The 19,278-nt window shown below is 39.8% G+C and carries 18 protein-coding genes, 1 tRNA gene and 4 pseudogenes; 8 read left to right on the top strand and 15 right to left on the bottom strand.

Annotated elements, in window-relative coordinates:
* Positions 1-177 precede the first annotated feature (177 nt).
* The 5 genes and pseudogenes from AAZO_RS28465 to AAZO_RS02990 all read right to left on the bottom strand — a co-directional run.
* A pseudogene (locus tag AAZO_RS28465) lies at positions 178-954 on the bottom strand (transposase); the annotation flags it as partial.
* A 9-nt stretch (positions 955-963) separates the two neighbouring features.
* Positions 964-1,443, bottom strand: coding sequence for a transposase (locus tag AAZO_RS03000; RefSeq protein WP_041639409.1), 480 nt, complete (start codon positions 1,441-1,443; stop codon positions 964-966).
* A gap of 93 nt (positions 1,444-1,536) precedes the next feature.
* A complete protein-coding gene (locus AAZO_RS43275; RefSeq protein ID WP_187289510.1) occupies positions 1,537-1,704 on the bottom strand; it encodes a winged helix-turn-helix domain-containing protein in 168 nt (55 codons plus the stop codon).
* Positions 1,705-1,812: 108 nt separating this feature from the next.
* Positions 1,813-2,040 (bottom strand): helix-turn-helix domain-containing protein, encoded by a 228-nt coding sequence (locus AAZO_RS33215; protein WP_041640488.1) that lies wholly within the window; start codon positions 2,038-2,040, stop codon positions 1,813-1,815.
* 73 nt (positions 2,041-2,113) lie between these two features.
* Positions 2,114-2,671 (bottom strand): annotated as a pseudogene (locus tag AAZO_RS02990) (transposase); the annotation flags it as partial.
* 257 nt (positions 2,672-2,928) lie between these two features.
* On the opposite strand from AAZO_RS02990, the gene AAZO_RS02985 reads away from it, so the two are divergent.
* Positions 2,929-3,345: a response regulator gene (locus AAZO_RS02985; protein WP_041639408.1), complete on the top strand. Its 417-nt coding sequence runs from the start codon at positions 2,929-2,931 to the stop codon at positions 3,343-3,345.
* Positions 3,346-3,544: 199 nt separating this feature from the next.
* On the opposite strand, the gene AAZO_RS02980 is transcribed toward AAZO_RS02985, so the two are convergent.
* On the bottom strand, positions 3,545-3,739 hold the full coding sequence (locus AAZO_RS02980) for a hypothetical protein (protein ID WP_013190115.1): 195 nt from the start codon (positions 3,737-3,739) through the stop codon (positions 3,545-3,547).
* 130 nt (positions 3,740-3,869) lie between these two features.
* Here AAZO_RS02980 and AAZO_RS02975 point away from each other — a divergent pair, with 130 nt between their 5' ends.
* Positions 3,870-4,415, top strand: coding sequence for a DUF2854 domain-containing protein (locus AAZO_RS02975; protein ID WP_013190114.1), 546 nt, complete (start codon positions 3,870-3,872; stop codon positions 4,413-4,415).
* Positions 4,416-4,495: 80 nt separating this feature from the next.
* On the opposite strand, the gene AAZO_RS02970 is transcribed toward AAZO_RS02975, so the two are convergent.
* Together AAZO_RS02970 and AAZO_RS02965 are read right to left on the bottom strand one after the other, a co-directional pair.
* Positions 4,496-4,756, bottom strand: coding sequence for a CRR7 family NDH-1 assembly protein (locus tag AAZO_RS02970; RefSeq protein WP_013190113.1), 261 nt, complete (start codon positions 4,754-4,756; stop codon positions 4,496-4,498).
* Between the two features lie 98 nt (positions 4,757-4,854).
* A complete protein-coding gene (locus tag AAZO_RS02965) occupies positions 4,855-6,060 on the bottom strand; it encodes a histidine kinase (RefSeq protein WP_187289587.1) in 1,206 nt (401 codons plus the stop codon).
* 585 nt (positions 6,061-6,645) lie between these two features.
* Between AAZO_RS02965 and AAZO_RS42140 the strand changes: the two genes are divergently transcribed.
* The 4 genes from AAZO_RS42140 (at position 6,646) to AAZO_RS02955 (ending at position 9,270) form a co-directional block, all read left to right on the top strand.
* A complete protein-coding gene (locus AAZO_RS42140; protein ID WP_338027019.1) occupies positions 6,646-6,801 on the top strand; it encodes a hypothetical protein in 156 nt (51 codons plus the stop codon).
* A 96-nt stretch (positions 6,802-6,897) separates the two neighbouring features.
* On the top strand, positions 6,898-7,119 hold the full coding sequence (locus AAZO_RS42135) for a hypothetical protein (protein ID WP_338027018.1): 222 nt from the start codon (positions 6,898-6,900) through the stop codon (positions 7,117-7,119).
* Positions 7,120-7,593: 474 nt separating this feature from the next.
* Entirely contained in the window at positions 7,594-7,734 is a 141-nt protein-coding gene (locus tag AAZO_RS42130; RefSeq protein WP_338027017.1) for a hypothetical protein, read from the top strand.
* A 147-nt stretch (positions 7,735-7,881) separates the two neighbouring features.
* Positions 7,882-9,270 (top strand): S-layer homology domain-containing protein, encoded by a 1,389-nt coding sequence (locus tag AAZO_RS02955; protein WP_041639406.1) that lies wholly within the window; start codon positions 7,882-7,884, stop codon positions 9,268-9,270.
* Positions 9,271-9,506: 236 nt separating this feature from the next.
* Here the strand turns inward: AAZO_RS02955 and AAZO_RS02950 are convergent.
* Positions 9,507-10,275, bottom strand: a pseudogene (locus tag AAZO_RS02950) (class II aldolase/adducin family protein).
* A 194-nt stretch (positions 10,276-10,469) separates the two neighbouring features.
* Between AAZO_RS02950 and AAZO_RS28455 the strand changes: the two are divergent.
* Positions 10,470-10,782 (top strand): annotated as a pseudogene (locus tag AAZO_RS28455) (M42 family peptidase); the annotation flags it as partial.
* A gap of 572 nt (positions 10,783-11,354) precedes the next feature.
* Here AAZO_RS28455 and AAZO_RS34795 read toward each other — a convergent pair.
* From AAZO_RS34795 to AAZO_RS02930, 3 genes are all read right to left on the bottom strand, one after another.
* On the bottom strand, positions 11,355-11,552 hold the full coding sequence (locus tag AAZO_RS34795; RefSeq protein WP_049790531.1) for a hypothetical protein: 198 nt from the start codon (positions 11,550-11,552) through the stop codon (positions 11,355-11,357).
* Between the two features lie 405 nt (positions 11,553-11,957).
* Entirely contained in the window at positions 11,958-12,197 is a 240-nt protein-coding gene (locus AAZO_RS34790) for a hypothetical protein (protein WP_049790530.1), read from the bottom strand.
* Between the two features lie 277 nt (positions 12,198-12,474).
* Positions 12,475-12,546 (bottom strand) — tRNA-Thr (locus AAZO_RS02930).
* Positions 12,547-12,582: 36 nt separating this feature from the next.
* On the opposite strand from AAZO_RS02930, the gene AAZO_RS02925 reads away from it, so the two are divergent.
* Positions 12,583-12,852, top strand: a complete 270-nt coding sequence (locus AAZO_RS02925; protein WP_013190109.1) for a DUF3493 domain-containing protein — start codon at positions 12,583-12,585, stop codon at positions 12,850-12,852.
* Positions 12,853-12,948: 96 nt separating this feature from the next.
* On the opposite strand, the gene AAZO_RS02920 is transcribed toward AAZO_RS02925, so the two are convergent.
* The 3 genes from AAZO_RS02920 to infB form a co-directional block, all read right to left on the bottom strand.
* Positions 12,949-14,589 (bottom strand): DUF1565 domain-containing protein, encoded by a 1,641-nt coding sequence (locus tag AAZO_RS02920; protein WP_013190108.1) that lies wholly within the window; start codon positions 14,587-14,589, stop codon positions 12,949-12,951.
* Between the two features lie 491 nt (positions 14,590-15,080).
* Complete coding sequence (locus AAZO_RS02915) at positions 15,081-15,278, bottom strand: hypothetical protein (protein WP_013190107.1); 198 nt, start codon at positions 15,276-15,278, stop codon at positions 15,081-15,083.
* 654 nt (positions 15,279-15,932) lie between these two features.
* Positions 15,933-19,061 carry a translation initiation factor IF-2 gene (gene infB / locus AAZO_RS02910; RefSeq protein ID WP_013190106.1) on the bottom strand — a complete coding sequence of 1,043 codons (3,129 nt, stop codon included), beginning with the start codon at positions 19,059-19,061 and terminating at the stop codon, positions 15,933-15,935.
* Between the last annotated feature and the right edge of the window lie 217 nt (positions 19,062-19,278).

The following is a 19,278-nucleotide window of genomic DNA, read 5'->3' as shown; positions in this document are numbered from 1 at the left end:
ATATAACTATGTAACAAAATGTAAATCAGTAAATAACTTGAAACCTTTGGGATTGCTTGATTCCCCTTTGCTGCATTCGCTATGACATAGTTATAAATTTTTCCGCCCACCTACTTATACCTTAAAAAGGGTATCAACTTATATTGTCTTATCAATACCTTGGCCAAGTTACGAGGATTAAACGGCTGTAGAAGCATTATGAATACGACCAAGAGAGGTAAGCTTGGCAAAAATCTGGGCTAATAAAATAGGGTCTGGCGGTTGCGGAAGCATTTTTAATATTTCACGAACATATTGAAAACCACGACAGTAAGCCTTCACATCAACAATGCCAGCACCAGAATTATCTTGACGAAACTGAGCTAGAAGATAATGGGACAAATTAACCATGAAAAAAGAAAGATTAGCAGCATTACTCACCACAGTTTGACCCAGATTCATAAAATCTTCCAATCCCCAAAACTCCTTAGCATCCCGAAAATTAAATTCGATTTGGAAACGAAGTTCGTAGTAGTCGATTATTTTCTCATATGATAAAGAATGGTCACTAGAAAACAGAATTATGTGACTGCGAGTATTAGTTTTCAGATTTGTTTTCAACAAAATAACTACATTCAGGGATTGGGGAAATTCTTTGTGGCATAAGGTGGCTTGCTAAGTATCGGTTTGGATATCCTCTTCAATACTAGTGTGACGCAAATATGCCCCAGGAATATTACACCAGTCCAACTTCTCTCCGTATTTACGACGCGAAAGATGATGAGGATCAGCATTGTGGTAAGGTATATATAACGCTGAATCGTGGCGTAAGTTGGAAATTATGTGCAAGTTTACCTGCCGAGCCATCTGCAAAGCATTATTATTTCCAAAGTGACCGTCTAAAGCTAAGTATGTGAGGGGAATAAAGTTAGCTATTAACTGAAATAGCTCTTTAATCATCTTCTCTATTCTGATACCAATTCTCTATGAGGCTGCACAGAATAAAGCTTGGTGAAACAGAGCTGCAAGGATGAAATCATAACTGGTCAAAGAGGAGATGACCTCAGAAGATAATTGAGCTAATTCATTTTGAACTCCTTGACGCAATTGGTCGAGATGTGAGAGACTTTCACCTTTGAACTGACGTTTAATAAACTGCCATAATCGCTCCATGGGGTTAAGTTGAGGAGAGTGAGATGGTTGAAAAATGGGAATAATATTTTCAGGGCAAGACAGTGCCAAAGCTTGGTGTGCAGAAGCTTGATCCATCTGCATCAATGCCATATCAGAACCTAATTCTTGAGATAGGACATCCAAGAATTTCTGAAAATTCTCACTGTTTAGATGAGGATATTCCTGACAAAAATGCCATCCAGAGGTGGGTTCAATAACTCCATAAAGCCAAAATGCTTTTCGTGGCCACTGCACCCTCACTACAGGTTTAACACCACGAGCCGTAATCACTCACTCCTCCAGTTTCGGTCTTCAAACCTAATCTGGTTTCATCCTGGCACAGGTAACTCAGTCGTTTTCCCCCACCCAATAGTTTCTCTAAAGCTACCAAGGCAAGGGGGATGTTTTCTTAAAAAGGTTTATAGCTTGCTCATCTTGTGATGAGCTGATGGGTCGAGGTACTTTCAATTTTGCCCCTAGTTTGTAGGGCACTAAACTGTAAACTGTCTTGTATTTGACTTGGACGTGCCATTCTTGCTCTAGCCATTCCACAATTTGCCTATAACTGCTAAACCCTTAGGGGGATTCTAACTTTGATATTAGTTGTGATAGCATTTCACCTTGTATTAAAGGAGTTGCCCCAGGCGCAGTTTTTACCTCTCAAAGAGAAGATAGTCCTCCTTTTCCATACCTTTGTAACCATCCTGTTATTGTTGACCCATCTCTGCCCAATCTTCGGCTCACTTCTTGATGCTGGGTTACTTGTTCTGTTTTTATCCACCACAGCATTTGTAAACGTTCTTTGTCTAATGCTGTCCGCGCATTTTTCAGGCTTTTTGACAAATACTCAGCACTTTCTTGAACTTCTAGATTGAAAGGGCGTGCCATTGCTTCCTCATGACTCTTTATCTTCTATGTTCTTTATTCTACAGTTCTATCTACACTCATTTAGACTTGGTATGAGTAATTCTGATGTGAAAATCACTTCTGTTTGATTTTGATTTTTACTTCCTTTTGGTCGTCCTCTTCCCCGTTTATCTTGAGATTTTTTTTCTGGGCTTGATGAGCCACTACTTTTTTTTACATCGCTCTTGATTATCTGTTCTATCTAAATTGGAAATGACTGTCTTTTTTCCACACTTACTAATGAGAATGTAAAGAAACATAGTCCTGATACTGGTTTGCTCAATAGACTAGATTAGAATCTATCTAACCCATATGTTTTTTTACCTGCTTTAGTGATTACTCCCTCGTCTCCTGCCAGCAAATAAACATCATTTGGGCAAAACAAATGCCGAGGAAAAAATACCCAAAACACTGTTGCCCAAGGTATGACTATGTGAAAGAATCTCCTCACTGTTCGATAACTACCTCCCATGGCTGCCCAACGGGAGATTCCCAACATCGTTACTCGTCCGTTCATGGCTCACATGGCCACCATGATCCTGCTCAACTGCCGCATCGTCGTCACTTTTATCTCTGGTAGCAGGCATTGCAATAGTGTTAGTATGTCGAACATGAGCTGTGTGTGGCTTTCGAGTTGTTATTTTGGAAGACTATAACTCTACTATATCAGCCCTCTCTCTTCATACTCTTTTTTTTGGCTAAGGTATTGTTTATAAAATATAAAAAGTTATTTTTTGGTGCAACCTGAATCATGACTTCATCATTACTTCATAATAGAAATGCTATTATTCCCCCTCAAGGTAGAGTCAAAACTGGCACTTCTTCCCATAGACTATAAAAGCTCTTAGATGTAGTATTTTGTAGCTGGGAATGTTAATGTTGTCCTGTGAGTCTTTTTCCTTGCGCGTTCTATTAGTTGATGATCATGAGCTAACTCGCTTAAGCTTACAACTAGTTTTTTCTTGCCAAGAAAATATCCAAGTCGTAGGTTTAGCTAGTAATGGTCAAGAAGCCATAGAAATGGTCAAAAGTTCCCAGCCTGATGTCATTGTTTTGGATTTACATATGCCAGTTATGGATGGTTGGTGTGCATCACGTTATATTAAATCCATATCTCCCAATACTCAGATCTTGGCTTATTCTTCAATAGAGGATCATTATTTACAGCAGACCAAAGCAATGCATAATTTTGATGACGTTTGCAAAAAAGATGCTCCCACAAATGAACTTATTGCTTTAGTTAGACAACTAGGCCAACGTGCTGCCAACAATTCATCTGTAGGATGAGAAATTATCCACTTTGAATTTTTGACAGTATTTTAGATTTTAGATTGAGTTTTAGTGCTGATTATTGAATTATTACTGTATATTTTTATTGACTTGAATCACCCAGCTATATCTATATTCTGGGTGAAAGGAAATTTACATCACAGCAAATATCGTCAGCTTAACAGCAAAATTACGGTTTGCCGACGTAATTTTTAGCTCATAATTTGAACGGCTTACTATCTGCTTGGGGAATTATGCGTTTAAATTCGTCAATTAAATCATCTAATTCTTCCAAAGCTTGATTGACATCAACTCTCAACGTTCCCAGGTTTGGTTGTTCCAGTAGACTCAGCAAGTAGTCACGCTTGGTTTGTACTGATGAAATTCTTTCTTTGATGGTTTGTAGTTCCATTGTTGTATTCCCAATCTTTAACTATCTTCAATTAAAGTTAACGCAAAATGGGCTCAGGCTGATAGCGCATCTTGGCATAAGCCATTGATAATAAAACTAAGATGTTAAGAACTTATACTCACCTCAGATCATGCTAGGCAAGATTTCTTTGGGAACACTCGGTTTAACTGTCGGTGGCATATTAATCATAGTCGGTTTTATCGCCTATGCTGTGGAGAACGCTACTCTCAACCTCGTGGGATTTTTCTATGGCTTTCCTCTTTTCTTGGGAGGTTTAGCACTCAAGGCCAATGAACTCAAGCCTATACCCTTTAGTCAAAGGACCACACCATCAATATTGGATCTCAGAAAACAGCAAGCGACTGTAACTCAAAACAAAATCCGCACGGACATTACACGCTTTTGCTATGGTCAGGAAGCACATTTAGATCGGGCGCTTGCTTATCTGGGTTTGAGTCCTAGCGATGAAAAAAGACCCATAGTAACTGGGTTAAGAGAAACAGAACTTAATGGTGCTTATTCCTTAATTTTAGAATTTGATTCCCCTCTAATTCCCATAGATATTTGGCAGCAAAAACATGCAAAAATGACTAAATATTTTGCTCCTAATGTTGAAGTAAAAATTACACAGCCCGCTGAAAATAGAATTGAACTGGAGTTAATTAAAACTCAATAGGAATTTCTAGTGATTGATGATTGGTAATTGGTAATTGGTAATTGGAGAAGAGAAAAAACCATTACCCATTACCCAATTCTTTATTTTTCTAACCGCACTGCATACCACTGTAGATATTTACCAGGTCCCACATCTAAGTCACAACTGCTATCAACTAAATATTGTGCTTGTTCTGATACTAATTTAAGTTTCTGCACATCAGGAGGCAAGTCATCAAATGGCAGTTGCTGTAAAACATTTTCCAATTTTTCTAATAACTCTGATAATGTCAAAAATTGTTCTGTTTGGTTTGTTTCTAGAACAAGAAAGTGATCCTGTTGATACATTAATAGATTTGGCATTTTTCAATCCATTTATTAAAGGACAATTAAATTTACTTGTGTGCTGGAAGTCAGAAATCAGGAATCAGGGGAAGAATCAGAACTGACAACTGACCTAATTAAGATGGATAAACTGGTAAAGTAAAATGAAACCATGCTCCACCGTGAGGTCCAGAGTCTACCCAAATTTGACCATAGTGTGCTCTGACAATGCGTTGACATAAAGCCAGGCCAATTCCGTAACCATCTGTTCCTTCATCTCGTTGTAGACGGAAATGATTTTCAAAGATGCGATCGCGGTTTTCCTGAGGAATACCAGGTCCAGTATCACCAATGGTAAATTGGACTTTTTGGGTAGTACGGTGCAGTGCAGCCAAACTGATGATGCCGTCACCAGGTGTATATTTAATAGCATTATCTAAAAGATTTACCAAGACTTGGCGAATGCGTTCTGGATCTGCATATACACGGGGTAAATCATTGGGAATATCTGTTTCTATTTTTTGTGATTTAGCAATGTAGCGATCGCGCAATTCTTCCAAAACCTCCAAACTAAGTTTACCTAATTCCAGCTTTTGCGGAACAATGGGAAACTCCGTGTCATGACCACGACCAACTTGTAACAAGTCAGCTATCATTCGATCAATTATTCGCGTTTGATTCCGGGCTTGTTTTAATAATTGGGCTGTCATCGCTGGTTTGAGGCGCTGAAATTCTCCCACTTCTACATTGTAGTTAGATTGCAGAGTTTCTATAGCTATAGCCGTAGCTGTCAAAGGATTGCGGAGGTCATGTGCTAACATTGACATCACTCGATCTTTAAATTGTAGCTGTTCTTGAAGTTTCTCTTTTTCCTGCTTCAAGTGAAAAATTTCATCCGAAAGCCTAATCAACTCGGCAGAAACAGCTACAGAACGGATTGTAGACTGAGGAGATGTTCCCCGCCCATCCTCTTCTATACGTTCTTGCAAATCTTCCTGTAACTTTAAGAAAGCATCTACAGCCGTTTGCCATCGAGGCCACCAGTTTTTCAATTCGGCTATGATATTACTGCCAGCTAGAGTTTGCTGGGGTTCAGGATGAATTTTGATTAAAGCAGGCGTGGCTATTAATTTAAAATGTTCCGCCAAATATGGTTGTTGCCCAACATCAATCATTTGAAGTTCAAAACTATACTGAGCCTCTAATTCTTTTAAATACGCGCGTATTCGCTGTACCTGTTGGCGGGACTTTGGCCGTCCATCGACAAACAACAGCAGCTGGAGTGGGGCTTCAGAATAGATCGGCTGATCCTGGGAAACTTTCATGTAATCGTGTTTCAACACTGGTAACAACCTGGCAACGCTTTCTTTGAAACTAAGAGTATGGCTTGCGCCTCTCTCCGCAGTTCAGGAATTTAGGAGTGAAAAAAGAATAAACCCTTAAGCATCAACATCAAAAGCCATTGAATTAGTTTCTCCAATCTGCAACGGAGGCGAGAGTATTACCCGTTACCCACTTTGCAGAAAGTAAAAGAAACTGACAGTTCTTGATAGTTGTTGTTTTCTTCCAATTTAATATCTATTTTAGATTTTCATCCTCCTATTCTGATCTGCATTTCTGAAATGAAAAAAATCTTTTTGGGACTTTTGGTCCCTTTTCCACTAATTTCCACCCCTAGCTTCACCTCAGCTATGGAATATAAGTCTCCATTTCCACTAAGTCAAAATTCGGCTTCAGCACAAGAAACCGATAGATTTCATACCATGGTAACGAGGCTAGTACAGCAGCAGATTTATTTAATTGCGCGACTTGAGTAAGCACTTAGCAACCCAGACCCCAAAAAAATTAGAGCCGTTCGGGGGCAATTAACTATTAATACTTATTCTGTAGAAAGTTTTCTCAAACGTCAGTACCCAAATCCCAAAACTTTGTGTACTGCAAAAGGAGAGGTTTATCAACAGTCTTCTTTACCTGTGCAGTTAACTGAGTCCCAATCACAAATTTACTGCTCTTTGTACACTTCTAACCAGGAATTATTGAAGTTATCCCCGATTATAGATCACTTATTGTCTCGACGAGGTTAGTTAGCCTTGGTTAGACCTCTACCTTTAGTTTCTGGACAATGAAAGTGAGATCCGGTACTTTCCGTTCCACCAATTCAGCGTCCTGATCTTGGAAAAGTGGCCACACCTTTTATCAGTAGACAACCAAATATCACTTCATACTATGTAGCACCCATCCAACTAGCTATTGGTGTACCAGAAGAGATTATTTTTACTCTCAAAACTGCTGATCAAATGTTGAAAGCAGTCCAACTAGCATTTTCCCAAAATACTAAATTTATCAATCCTCAAACAGACGCAGCCATACTTGAGCGATTTGCTTACGACATTGATCCCTAAGAAAAACAAATCTATACTCAGTTTTCAGCATTGCCTTACACGGGAATTTTTCGAAAATACCTGATTCAACCTACCGTCATTAGCCTAATACTCTCCAAAATAGATTACTACCAAGTGTTAGTAAGCGTTATCCTTTTCCTGTTGTGGGTGAGGTTAAAGGTGATTTAACTCCCAGTTAAGCACTAAAAATGATTGGTGATAAGTTTCAATTAAGCCATCGAGGAATAGATTATGGCTTCATGATAGATGTGGGTGAAAGATACCCTTAGAAAAATTGGAAGGTCGGTTACAAGGCGTTTCTACACCTACTGGAGATTTTTCCCGTAATTACCAGGCGCCAAAATAGTTAAAAGCCTTACAAATAGACAGACTGGAGATTTTTAACTGGTCAAGATTAGAACTGGTCACAAAATCCAATATTGTTGGCGGGTCTAAAAGCTAAGTTCAATCATACCTAATATTAGTGGGGATTTAGTGCGAGCGCACCAATTCCAACTCCCAAAAATAATCTTAAATCCTCAACCCATTTCCGCACAATATAGCCGTATTAAGCAGCAATTAGGACAAATGATAGTGCGTAGCCGTCCAGATGGCAGCTACACCATTCTGTGGTGAGTCCTCAACCAATTACCAGCACCAGAAATTGAAGATTTAGACAAAAAATATGTGCAGTAGGGGAGAAGAGGGACAGAGGGGCATGGCAACTGATAACTGATAACTGAAATGCTAGGGTAGGAAATGAAACTAGATTTATAATTTCCTGTGTTGTCTTCTAAACGTCCAGCTATCTTTCTGAGTATGGCTGTTTTATTATCTTCCTTAACAGCCTGTTCTAACAGTCCTGCATCCAAAAATTTGGAACAGTCTTTAGCAGCAGATCCCCTGCTGCAAAATAACCCTACAGTTTTCGGACAAGCTAAGAATAAAGAAATCTCAACCACACCTACAGTTCAGTTACCTACAGATTTTCCTCAAGAAGTTCCTATATATCCCAATGCTACATTACAAGAAGTCAAACCTGCTAACAACTCAGAAAACTCAGAACCAAAAACTATAACTCGCTGGCAAAGTTCTGACCCCACCAATTTTATCACTAGCTTTTACCGAAGTCAGTTTCAAAACCAAAACTGGCAGATTTTACAACAACCAAAAGATGATACGGAAGGTATTTTTGAAGTAAAGCAAAATAATTTACTTTTAAAAGTAACAATTCGACCAAAATCAGTTACTAACGTGACACCCAATCAAGCTCAAACTACAACTGAATTATTAATTGAATACTTAGCTAATGAAATTGCCATCAATCAACCTACCATTAATCAACCTGATTTAAATCAAAATTCAAATCCAAACTCCAGTGAAGTTGCCCAACCACCTAATCCACAGTTTATTGGACCTATCATACCCAATGCAAATGTAGTCCAACAACCAGTTATCCCAAAAAACACATCTGAACCTCAAGAATTTAGTGACCTAAATCAAGCACCAGCAGAATGGCGAAAACAGATTCAAGATTTGGCAACATTGGGTGTATTGTCAATAGAACCAGAGCAAACTCAACCCAACTCTAATTCTAGAAATAACCAATTCCAACCTAATAAAATCATTACCCGCAGAGAATATGCTCGTTGGCTAGTTGCTGCTAATAATACCATGTATGCTAATAATCCTGGTAAACAAATTCGTCTAGCATCAGGAAATGATCAACCTGCTTTTAGAGATGTTTTACCTAAAGATCCTGATTTTCTCACAGTTCAAGGATTAGCAGAAGCAGGATTAATTCCCAGTTCTTTATCTGGAGATACGACAGCAGTTTTATTTCGTCCTGATGCACCCCTAACAAGAGAACAATTGTTATTGTGGAAAGTCCCATTAGATACTCGTCAAGCCTTACCTGCTGCTAACTTAGAAGCCGTCAAGCAAACCTGGGGTTTCCAAGATACAGAAAAAATTGACCCTAAAGCACTAAGAGCAATTTTGGCTGATTTCCAAGGTGCTCAACAATCAAATATTCGTCGGGTGTTTGGGTATACAACATTATTTCAACCCAAAAAAGCTGTAACTCGTGCTGAAGCTGGTGCGGCTTTGTCATATTTCGGTATTCAGAGTGAGGGAATTTCAGCAACCGAGGCTTTGAAATTAAAGGTGTAAAAACAAACTATACCAAGCGGTTATAAACGTGTCCTCACGACTGTGAATTGCTGGATAAAAAATGTCAAACAGACTATTTTCGACTACAAGTTTTTGATATCTACAGCTTGATGCGGCTTGCAATTTAATAATGTACCAATCGAAATAAGGCTAAACTTTTGCGTTAGCAGCTTAGGGACTGTTGGGTCTGGGGGGGTTCGGTGTAACAGGAGTTATTAAACGTCAACAAAAGACTCTTAATTCAACAAATCTGGTTCTTGCTGCACAATCATCTCGTACAACGCTTGAAAGCTAAACCAACCCAATTCATGAGAACTTACCTGAGAGTGGGTTAAGCTTGCATACTCTGGTTGGATAGGATCGCGTTTCCCTGCAGCTTCAGGTAGTAATTGTGCTTGACAAGAACGCTCCATTGTAATGAACCACCAAGCTGCCTCATCAACTGTTTTCCCTACTGTGAGTAAGCCGTGGTTCTGGAGAATAATGGCTTTGTTTTTACCTAACGTTTGGGAAATACGTTCACCTTCTTTTGGGTCGAGAACGACACCTGTGTAGTCTGCAAATAGGCTGTGGTCTTGCTAGAAAGCGCAAGCATCTTGGGTAATGGGATCAAGGAGACGACCAAGGGTAGACCAACTTTTTCCGTACCATAGAATGGGTATGGGCAGTAGCTATTACATCAGTACGGGCGGTATGAACTTGAGAATGAATAGCAAAAGCTGCCCGATTTACTGGGCTATCACCATAAATTACTTCACCATTCTGGTTAACTAAAATCAGGTTGCTAACTCGAATTAAACCAAAATGGACACCAAGGGTATTAACCCGAAAGTGTTCTGGGTTTTCTGGATCGTGGGCAGTAATGTGACCAGCAATACCTTCCTCAGAACCAAACCGGGAAAATAGACGGCATACTGCTGCTAGACACTGCTGAAGATATAGCCGTTATTCTGCAACAGAATTACAGGTTGGTATTTGGAGAATATTTTTCCTTGGTTGAGATATAACTTATATATGATTCGTATGTTTAATGGAAAGTGGACTATACACAACAGAATTATGAGTCAGGTGTACAAAAGGCTTTACACGCAGCTTTGAAACTAGATAGTGTACTTCATTTATTCTGATATCTGATGTAAGTGTATATATAACTTAAGATATTAATAGCACTGATACGTCTCAAATCTACAATCATATAAATGTGGAATTACGAACAGTTATTTAATAATATTGGAGAATTAGTAATGTACCATTCGCCTAGTGGTGTAGAAACAGAAATTAACGAATTTTTGTTTTTACGATTTACAGGCTTGGGGGTTCAGGTATAGTGTGATCGCGCCGATAATATTATCGCCAAAATCCCCGGAAAAACCCACAGACCGAGCACTCGCCTCTGGTGCTGCGCCCCTGGCAATCGCTATCACTGCCCACAAACATGAAATTGGTACAATTGTGAAAAGCATCGGTGAAGCTGGTAAATTCGAAGTTTGCAAATTAGGTGATGCTTATCCTTGAATTTATGCAATACATTAGCTAAAATAAAAGCCTACAAAATTTTTGCCGATTTTACCAAAATTAAACACACATAAGCGTTTCGTTTAAAAGGCAGTGTGGAATCTCAAACCCTTATACTGCATTTAATACGTTAGGAAACCTGGAAGGAATTTTCAAGACTTATTGGTTTTGCCAAGCCTCAAGGAAATTGGAGTTAATGCTTAAAGTATCATCAACTCACCCTCCTATTTTGGCGACTTTATTGTTTATGGTAAGGGAGTTGTTGATTTACTTGGGGATAAAGAAACGATTAGCAGTATTCTCAGCTTTGGTTCGCGCCACGTTTCCCATGAATCACCCCAAAAATTTCAGGAATACTGGGATAGCTTTTAATTAATTCAAAGCCGTTTTCAACTTCTTTATAGGAATTGACTTTCACTTCTCTAAACCCTTCTTTGGGAAGAGTTCAATATCTAACTGTTAGTTCTTGATATAAATCGAAACTTCCTGTACCTTGATCCTGAAGATTAGGGTTAGCATGTTCCCTATTAATATCAAAAATAATTTCTCCAATAGGATATTGAGGGTTATTAATTATCTTCTGTTAAAAGTTTAAGGACTTGTTCTGGCATTCCTTGACTCTTATCTAAAGTAAGATGTGCATTATTGCTCATTCCAACACAAGATTGAATTATCTTTTTAACTGTGCTAGATTTTCCTGTCCTAGTCATCCCAAAAACAGCCCTTCTTTTCCCTGCAGAATCGGCAGCTTGAACATAAACTATCACATCTTCTTCTTGCTGTTGAAAACGACTACTAGAACTATAGTGAACTTTACCTATTTTGATATCTCTAGAGCCTCGAGTACTTCCATTTTCCCTATAGTTAACAATTCCTTTTAAAATATCTGCTAAAGGTTGAACAACTGAGTAATTATTTACGCTATTAGACTTTTCTAAGTCTGTAGCAAAACGAGTTTCTCCATTTTCATCAATATAAAAATAACCTAAAATTTGACGTTCTAAACCACTAAAGGAGAATTCATACCTGGTAAAAGTATCTAACTGAGATTTCTTAGGTTCTCCTGTTTTAATATCATCTTTATACTATTCAAGTATGCTACTAATTACTTCCTGATCCCTTGTTAATGTCGTTGATTGAATAACTCTGAGTTATATTGCTTCAATATCGTTTTATTTATCAAGTTTATTTTCATAAAAAGCTAATAAAAAGCAACCTTGAGGAATGGCTTTAGCTCTTTGTTTCAAAGCATCAGCTACCAAGATTCCTACTTTTGTATAACTTAATCGAAATGGAGGACCAACAAATATACTAGTTTCCCAATCATCAGTACATTTATTGCGTTTAAAAAGATCAGTTTGTGTTAATTGCTGAATGATACTCATGTGAATAATCCTTTTATCACCACACATCGCCCTTTCCCGGTAAAATTATATCAAGGAAAGCGGAGCATCCTGTGGTGACAACAAGATCAATTGCTTCACTTGACCAGAAGTAAACCACTCCGATTCTTTTGCCTTCAGCCTTTTCAGAGTTTCACAGGCAATATCAAAGCTTATACCCACACACAGCCAATATACTATAGCTACCAGATCCACCAAATTAGACCTCAGTAATAAATACTACCGCCAGTTTCAGTAGCACCAAGTAGACACATAACTGGTATTGTTAAATAAAACAAATAATTAAAGCCGATGATGGGATTTGAACCCACGGCCTGCTGATTACGAATCAGCTGCTCTACCACTGAGCCACATCGGCATATACGATTTGATATCATAGCATATTTTTACAAAAATGGTAGAACCAAATCCTAAAAATCGCCTCAACTCCAAGCAGTATGCTCAGCTCAAAGCTGAAATAACAGCCCCCTATCGTGGTTTGCGCCAATTTATATATGTTGGTATAGGTGCTTCTGGTTTTATTGGTGCATTTGTATTTTCCTTTCAAATACTTGCTGGTAGGAACATCGACAGTGCTTTACCTAACTTTACCCTGGAAGCGGGAATAGTTGGCCTGATGGTATTTCTTTATCGATGGGAACAAAGGCGGCAAAAAGGGTCTTAAAGGTTAAAAATTCCAACTTATAAAACTATGGTGGGTTAGAGCAGCATAACCCACGCTACTAAAACTCATGCAACAACCTCTTTTCCTAGGATCTGACTACTGAGCCGTTACCACATAAGGAGAAGGTGTTGGTTGCGCCCGTCCAATAGTGACAAGTGCTTGATAAACAAAAGCTGCAATTTCTGCTCTAGTAGCTTCACGATTGGGATCAAGTAATTTTACAGTGGGATAGTTAACCACTAATTGCCTGACTGTTGCAGCAGCAACAGATCCCATTGCATAATTAGGGATTTGAGCAGCATCTGTGTAAAAACTAAGAATACTTTCATTGTTGGCAGTAAGGTTTAAACCATTAGCTAGAGCAACTAAAGCCTGAACTCTAGGAATTTGTTGCTGTGGTTTAAAAGTACCATCAGGATACCCAGCCACAAATTGACTTTGGTAAGCTGATTGAATTGCTCCATAAGCCCAAAAATTGCTATTTACATCGTTAAATCGAATTGCTGTCCGTCTAGACGGTGGTGCCAAAGCTTTGGTTATAATGGTAGCAAATTGAGCGCGAGTTACAGGATCATTAGGCTTAAAAGTACCATCAGGAAAACCCGCAATAATATTTTGGGAAGCCAAAGCTTCAATGTAGGCTTTTGCCCAATAACCTGTTGGTACATCCTGAAAACCGGTAGAACCTGTAGTACCTCCACCTGTAGGAGGGTTAACAGTTGCAGCCACAAAATCTACTGCGCCAAAAATCCGCTTTTGATCAAAATCGTTGCCAATAGCAACAATCCTGTTAACCTTAGTAGAATTATTCAAGTCATAACGAGTGTTATTACGGATGAGATTACTACCAGGATTGTCATTAGTACCAAGATTGGGTAGAGCGTCAATAGTTGCGACAATACCATCGCGCCTATTATTCTGAATGACATTCTTACGCAAAATAGGTTTAGCAGATTCGGAGATAAATATACCGTCTTGGTTTTGAAGAATTTGGTTTCCTTCTACCAAGGGTGTCGAACTACCACCAATAGCCAAACCAAAACCAGTATCTTCAAATGAGTTGTTGCGTATCTCACCTTGAGCATATTTAGTTATTGAAATCCCATTACCCCGGTTTTTGATAAAAAGGTTGTTTTCAATTTTGGGATTACCTGTACCTGTAACGAAAACACCGTCTCTGATGCTGTCAGTAAAAGTATTGTTTTTGATAGTTGGACTACTTGACTCTACCCAAACAGCCGTACCTCGTTGATTAGGGTTGGTAACAGTAATACCAGCAATAGTAGTATTTTCCGCTAGGATGGTAATATCTTGTCTAGCAAAGGTACGACTGATATAATGACCACCACCGATGATGACTGTTCCTTGACCTTTGATAGATTCATTACCGACAAGTATCACTCCTAGTTTAAGCAGTAAGGGAAAAGTTTCCCCAGTATCCTTAGTATAGGTACCAGGAGCGAGTTTAATCACTGTATTTGATTTAGCCTGCGAAAGAGCGAAGGTAATAGTTTTATAGGGTGCTTCTGGGGTAATACCAGCACTAGAACTATCTTGACCGATCACAGGATTAACATAAATCACTGTTGCACTTGCTGGAATTTGTGCAATCACAGTAGGAGGAGAACCAGCATTTACTTGACTGGTTAATAGCATGGAACTACTAGCAATTACCAACAAAGCGGTTAGACTAGCGCCTAAAGATAAAGTAGAGATGTGAAAACCGCTATATTTCATTTTATTTTTGCAATGTACTTGATGACGTTACTCTCAACACCATTTGGGAGGACAGCGTTTATTTGTAAAATCAGCAGATCACAAAGTTATTTATTGAGGCTGGTACTGGGGTGTGATGTATTGGAAAAAATAAGGATTGATAAAAGGTTTTTCTTTCCTTTCCCCCTTTCCGCAAGCACCAAAAAGTATTGTATCCCGATGTCCACCAAGAACTTTTTGATCTACAGAAAATCTATGCAAAACTATACTGGATGATCAACACTTATTCAGCGAAAATTTTCATGAAAGAACAATACGGTTCAGTTAACTTGAGCCACAATGTTTAGCATGTGGGGGTGAGTTGAACTGTATTCAATAAAAAAAAGGTAATTGTATGGTTATGGTGGCATTTTATCACGGATTTGGCCTGTAGATGTCTGAGAAGTGATTTCCCATGCATTCCGCCGCCAATTGTTTACCAATTAACAACGCTCCAAAGGTTTACTGAGTTATTAATAAGCTAAAGTTTCTAATGTTTCTCGTAAATACCGTTGTAGTTGCTGTTCTAAGTGCAAGCCTTGTAACTGAGTATTACACTCTAGTTGCCAGCTTTGAAAACCGGAACTAGCAGAAATGGCATACTTAAGGTTTTGCCAAATTCGATTATCACGAGAAAGTTGGCCTGGGCTAGTAGCTGAAATTTGAGCCATAGTTCCTCATTCCTCATTTTTAACTTCCAGGGTCAAACAATTTTAGATTTTGGATTTTGGATTGATGACTTTTTTCATCTCCAAGGGATAAGACATAAACCAAACAAGCTAAATCTAACATTTTTCAAATGGGGCAGGTTGGAATCCACCCTTAGTTCTCAATTTCTGAAATCTTAGTTAATCTCTTCTAAAGAGAACGCTTATATAAGAGTAAATTCTGTCTTACTTGATCACTAAAATGAGGAATATACTCATAGCAATCTATCAAAACAACTTATTTTGTTAATTAAAAGGAAATTCTTTAACTACTGATTTAATGCCTTTTTATGTTCAAGAAGCAGATTTTTACCTATTATCTACCACTTTAGCTGATATACTAAAAACGGTTTAAAAGTGTGATTCTGAAGGTTCGCGGAGCGTCTCTAAAAGAGAAAGTGAAGTATCTCCGAGATACTGCCCTGCACTAGATTACCCATGGCTTACGCCACACTGCGCTATCAGTATGACATAAGTCCAAGTCTCACCCTTTTGCAGTATATGTTTCTGGCGAGTTATGAGTGCTGAGATTTTTTTCTTTGAAAGTTGAATGAACTAAATATTATGTCAATTCAACACTCATAAATGTACTCAGCACTCAACAGTCGGTACTCAAGACTACTTAGTTAATGTAAGAGTACGACGTTTAGTTACCATTTGGTAGGATTCGATGATGTCACCTTCAGCCCAGTCATGGAACTTATCAATACCGATACCACATTCATAACCAGAATTGACTTCGCGGACATCTTCTTTCATCCGTTTGAGGGAATCAAGAACGCCTTCGTAGACCACTTTATTGCCACGACGTACACGCACTTTGCAGTTGCGAAGCAGTTTGCCTGATTGTACATAACAACCAGCTACTGCACCACGACCAACAGGGAAGACAGCACGTACTTCTGTTTGTCCTAGAGGTTCTTCTACCAACTCTGGTTCTAATAGACCTTCCAAAGCTCCTTGGATATCTTCTAGGAGTTTGTAGATGATGTTGTATTCACGCACGTCTACACCTGCTTCATCGGCAGCTTGTCTGGCACCACTAGCGTAGGTGGTATTGAAGCCAATAATGACGGCGTTACTAGCGGCAGCTAAGTCTATATCTGTTTCTGTGATTTCTCCAGCAGTAGCCAACAACATCCGAATTTGTACTTCGTTTTGAGGGATTTGCTTGAGAGAGCTGATAATGGCTTCTACAGAACCTTGGACATCTCCTTTCAAGATCAAGTTAAGTTCTTTCAATTCGCCTTCTTGTGCTTGAGCTGATAGGGTTGTCAGTGTGACTCTTCCTTGTAACAGGCGGGATTGGCGTTGCTTGTCGGCGCGATCACTTGCGAGGGAGCGAGCTTCTTTTTCGTTCGCGAACACCTCGAAATCATCACCTGCTGCAGGTACATCACTTAAACCTAATACCTCAACAGCAAAGGATGGGCTTGCAGCTTCTACACGCTTACCTCTATCATCTACCATTGCCCGGACTTTACCAAATGCCGAGCCAGCTACTAACATATCTCCAACATGGAGAGTCCCATTTTGAATCAGCAGGGTAGCAACTGCACCCTTAGCTTTATCCAAATGGGCTTCAATAACTGTTCCCTTAGCGACGCGATTTGGATTGGCAGATAGTTCTCCTACTTCTGCTACAAGAAGAACCATTTCTAGGAGTGTATCTAGGTTTTCTCCCTTGATGGCACTCACAGGAACCATGATGGTTTCACCACCCCAATCTTCTGCGGTTAAACCATAATTGGTTAGTTCTTGTTTAACGCGCTCTGGTTGTGCGCCTTCTTTGTCAATCTTGTTAATAGCGACAACAATTGGCACACCTGCGGCTTGAGCATGGCTGATAGCTTCCACTGTTTGCGGACGCACTCCGTCATCTGCGGCAACTACCAAAATAGCAATGTCTGTCACCCTTGCGCCTCTAGCTCGCATCGCTGTGAAGGCTTCGTGACCGGGGGTATCTAGGAAAACAATCTGTTGTTGTTTGCCCTCATTTTCTAGATCCACATGGTATGCACCAATGTGTTGGGTAATACCACCAGCTTCACCAGCCGCTACTTTAGTTTTGCGAATTGAGTCGAGCAGAGTAGTTTTACCGTGGTCTACGTGACCCATAATTGTCACGACTGGTGGACGACGAATCAGGTGTTCGAGATCCGCGATGTCAATCATTTCTGTGACTTTGCGGGCTTCTGCTTCTGGTTCTGCCGTTTCAACTTCTACTTCTAATTCTTTAGCTACTAAGGTAATGGTCGGAATATCCAGGTTTTGGGTAATACTTACCGCCATGCCTTTCATAAACAGGATCTTGACGATCTCTGTATCGGCCATCACTAAGCCTTCAGCCAACTCCTGTACTGTCAAGGGTCCTGTGACGATCAGTTTTTCTGGACGCTCACGCTTGACTTCTACTTCTTGTTGACGACGGTTTTGGTCACGGTATGAACCCGATTTTTTATTTTTAGTAGTTGGTGCGTACGCAGCTAGGGTTGGTTGCTGTGGAGATCTAGTCACCTTGGGTTTAGAAGGACGAGCAATGGAAAGGCTTACTTGGACGGTGGCAGGAATTGCCAACCCATCTTCATCAAGCAAGTCGTCTTCTTCAAAATCATCATCTAGGATGGGTTTAGCTCGTTTACCTTTTGGTCCAACCTTTGCCTTTTCTTTAATCTCGTCAATTATTTCCTCTTCTTGCCATTTTTTCCCACCTTTGGCTATTCGAGGCGGCAATGGGCGTTTTAAATCAAGGAGATCAGGTGTGATTGGGGTATCATCTAATCCCTCTTTTTTTGCCCCTACTCCTGCTATCTGTCTTGGTGGGGTAGCAACTGGAGCAGCTGGAGGTTCACTATGGCGAGATGGTCTGGGGCGTTGTACATCTATAGATGATGTTCCTAGAGGAGATGGTCTGTTTCCTCTCGGTTCTGGTCTGGTGGGAGATGATGGAGTTGAACGCGCTCTTTGCTCTGTGCTTGGTTTGCCTACTTTTGGCTTACCTTGTTCACGTTCTTCATCTCCACGCTTTAGACGCTCGCGTTTGAGGATGGGTTTTACTGCCTGAGATAGCTGTTCACTTACAGGCTCTGTTTCCTCTGCTGGTCTTGAGGGTGGATCTACCAGTTGTGGTTTTGGAGTTTTTTCTGGTTTTGGCCTGGGAGAAACTGTTTTTTCTGGTTTTTCCGCTGCTATTTTTTCAGATTCTGGAGGATTTGGATTTGTGGTCTTATCCGTTTCCGGAATCTTGGGTTTCTGCGGGGTCTCCGATTGATTCCGGGGTACAGGTCGAGTTGGTGCCGTCGGCTTCATGGGTGAGACTTGTGTAGCGAAAGGCCTTGGAGGAGAGGGAGAATTAACTAAGGCTCCGTCTTGTAAGCTATCGGACGAAGGAACTTGGTTATTGGTAGTAATTGAATCGCTATCAGGGCGTGAGGTAGTGTTTCTCAATATTTTGGGTTTGCGAATTTCCAAAATTTGTTGTTTATGGGTTGCAGCAGGTCGGTTACGTCCGCCAGTTTGAAGTGAATTTGGTTTATGGTTATTTGTACCTAATTCCTTTTTGGGCGTGACACTCGTAGCTGCGAGTTTCTGCGCAGCTGTACGAATTTCTTCAGCATCAGATTCTGATATGGTGCTGCTATGGCTTTTGACCGCAATGTTGAGCTGGTCGCAAATTGCTAATAGCTCTTTGTTATCCAAATTCAATTCCTTTGATAATTCGTAGATTCTAACTTTTCCGTTGTTCATCCACTCTTTCCCCTTAAATTTACAGTTTTAGCGGATGGTTGCCTGGTTTGCGACATCTCCATCCTTTGATCACTGTTTTTTAGGTTACCCTTGGTGATGTTGCCGATGCCTCCAATTAGGAAAGAGAGATGTTTCGGTTTAATGCTGGCATCTCCATCGGAAATGATGGTTGACTGGCTACCAGAAAAATTTTTTAAATCAAAAATTTTTCTGGTTA

Source organism: 'Nostoc azollae' 0708, from assembly GCF_000196515.1.
Classification (GTDB): Bacteria; Cyanobacteriota; Cyanobacteriia; order Cyanobacteriales; family Nostocaceae; genus Trichormus_B; species Trichormus_B azollae.
The sequence above is the reverse complement of the archived record's forward strand: the minus strand, read 5'-3'. Positions and strand labels throughout refer to the sequence as shown.

What these genes read in the sequence shown, in the direction of transcription:
- AAZO_RS34790 (WP_049790530.1), bottom strand. Translation starts at nt 12,197, where the DNA reads ATGTGTGGTGATAAAAGGATTATTCACATGAGTATCATTCAGCAATTA.
- AAZO_RS33215 (WP_041640488.1), bottom strand. Translation starts at nt 2,040, where the DNA reads ATGGCACGCCCTTTCAATCTAGAAGTTCAAGAAAGTGCTGAGTATTTG.
- infB (WP_013190106.1), bottom strand. Translation starts at nt 19,061, where the DNA reads ATGAACAACGGAAAAGTTAGAATCTACGAATTATCAAAGGAATTGAAT.
- AAZO_RS02925 (WP_013190109.1), top strand. Translation starts at nt 12,583, where the DNA reads ATGGTAGAACCAAATCCTAAAAATCGCCTCAACTCCAAGCAGTATGCT.
- AAZO_RS02980 (WP_013190115.1), bottom strand. Translation starts at nt 3,739, where the DNA reads ATGGAACTACAAACCATCAAAGAAAGAATTTCATCAGTACAAACCAAG.
- AAZO_RS02970 (WP_013190113.1), bottom strand. Translation starts at nt 4,756, where the DNA reads ATGCCAAATCTATTAATGTATCAACAGGATCACTTTCTTGTTCTAGAA.
- AAZO_RS02920 (WP_013190108.1), bottom strand. Translation starts at nt 14,589, where the DNA reads ATGAAATATAGCGGTTTTCACATCTCTACTTTATCTTTAGGCGCTAGT.
- AAZO_RS02975 (WP_013190114.1), top strand. Translation starts at nt 3,870, where the DNA reads ATGCTAGGCAAGATTTCTTTGGGAACACTCGGTTTAACTGTCGGTGGC.
- AAZO_RS02915 (WP_013190107.1), bottom strand. Translation starts at nt 15,278, where the DNA reads ATGGCTCAAATTTCAGCTACTAGCCCAGGCCAACTTTCTCGTGATAAT.
- AAZO_RS02985 (WP_041639408.1), top strand. Translation starts at nt 2,929, where the DNA reads ATGTTAATGTTGTCCTGTGAGTCTTTTTCCTTGCGCGTTCTATTAGTT.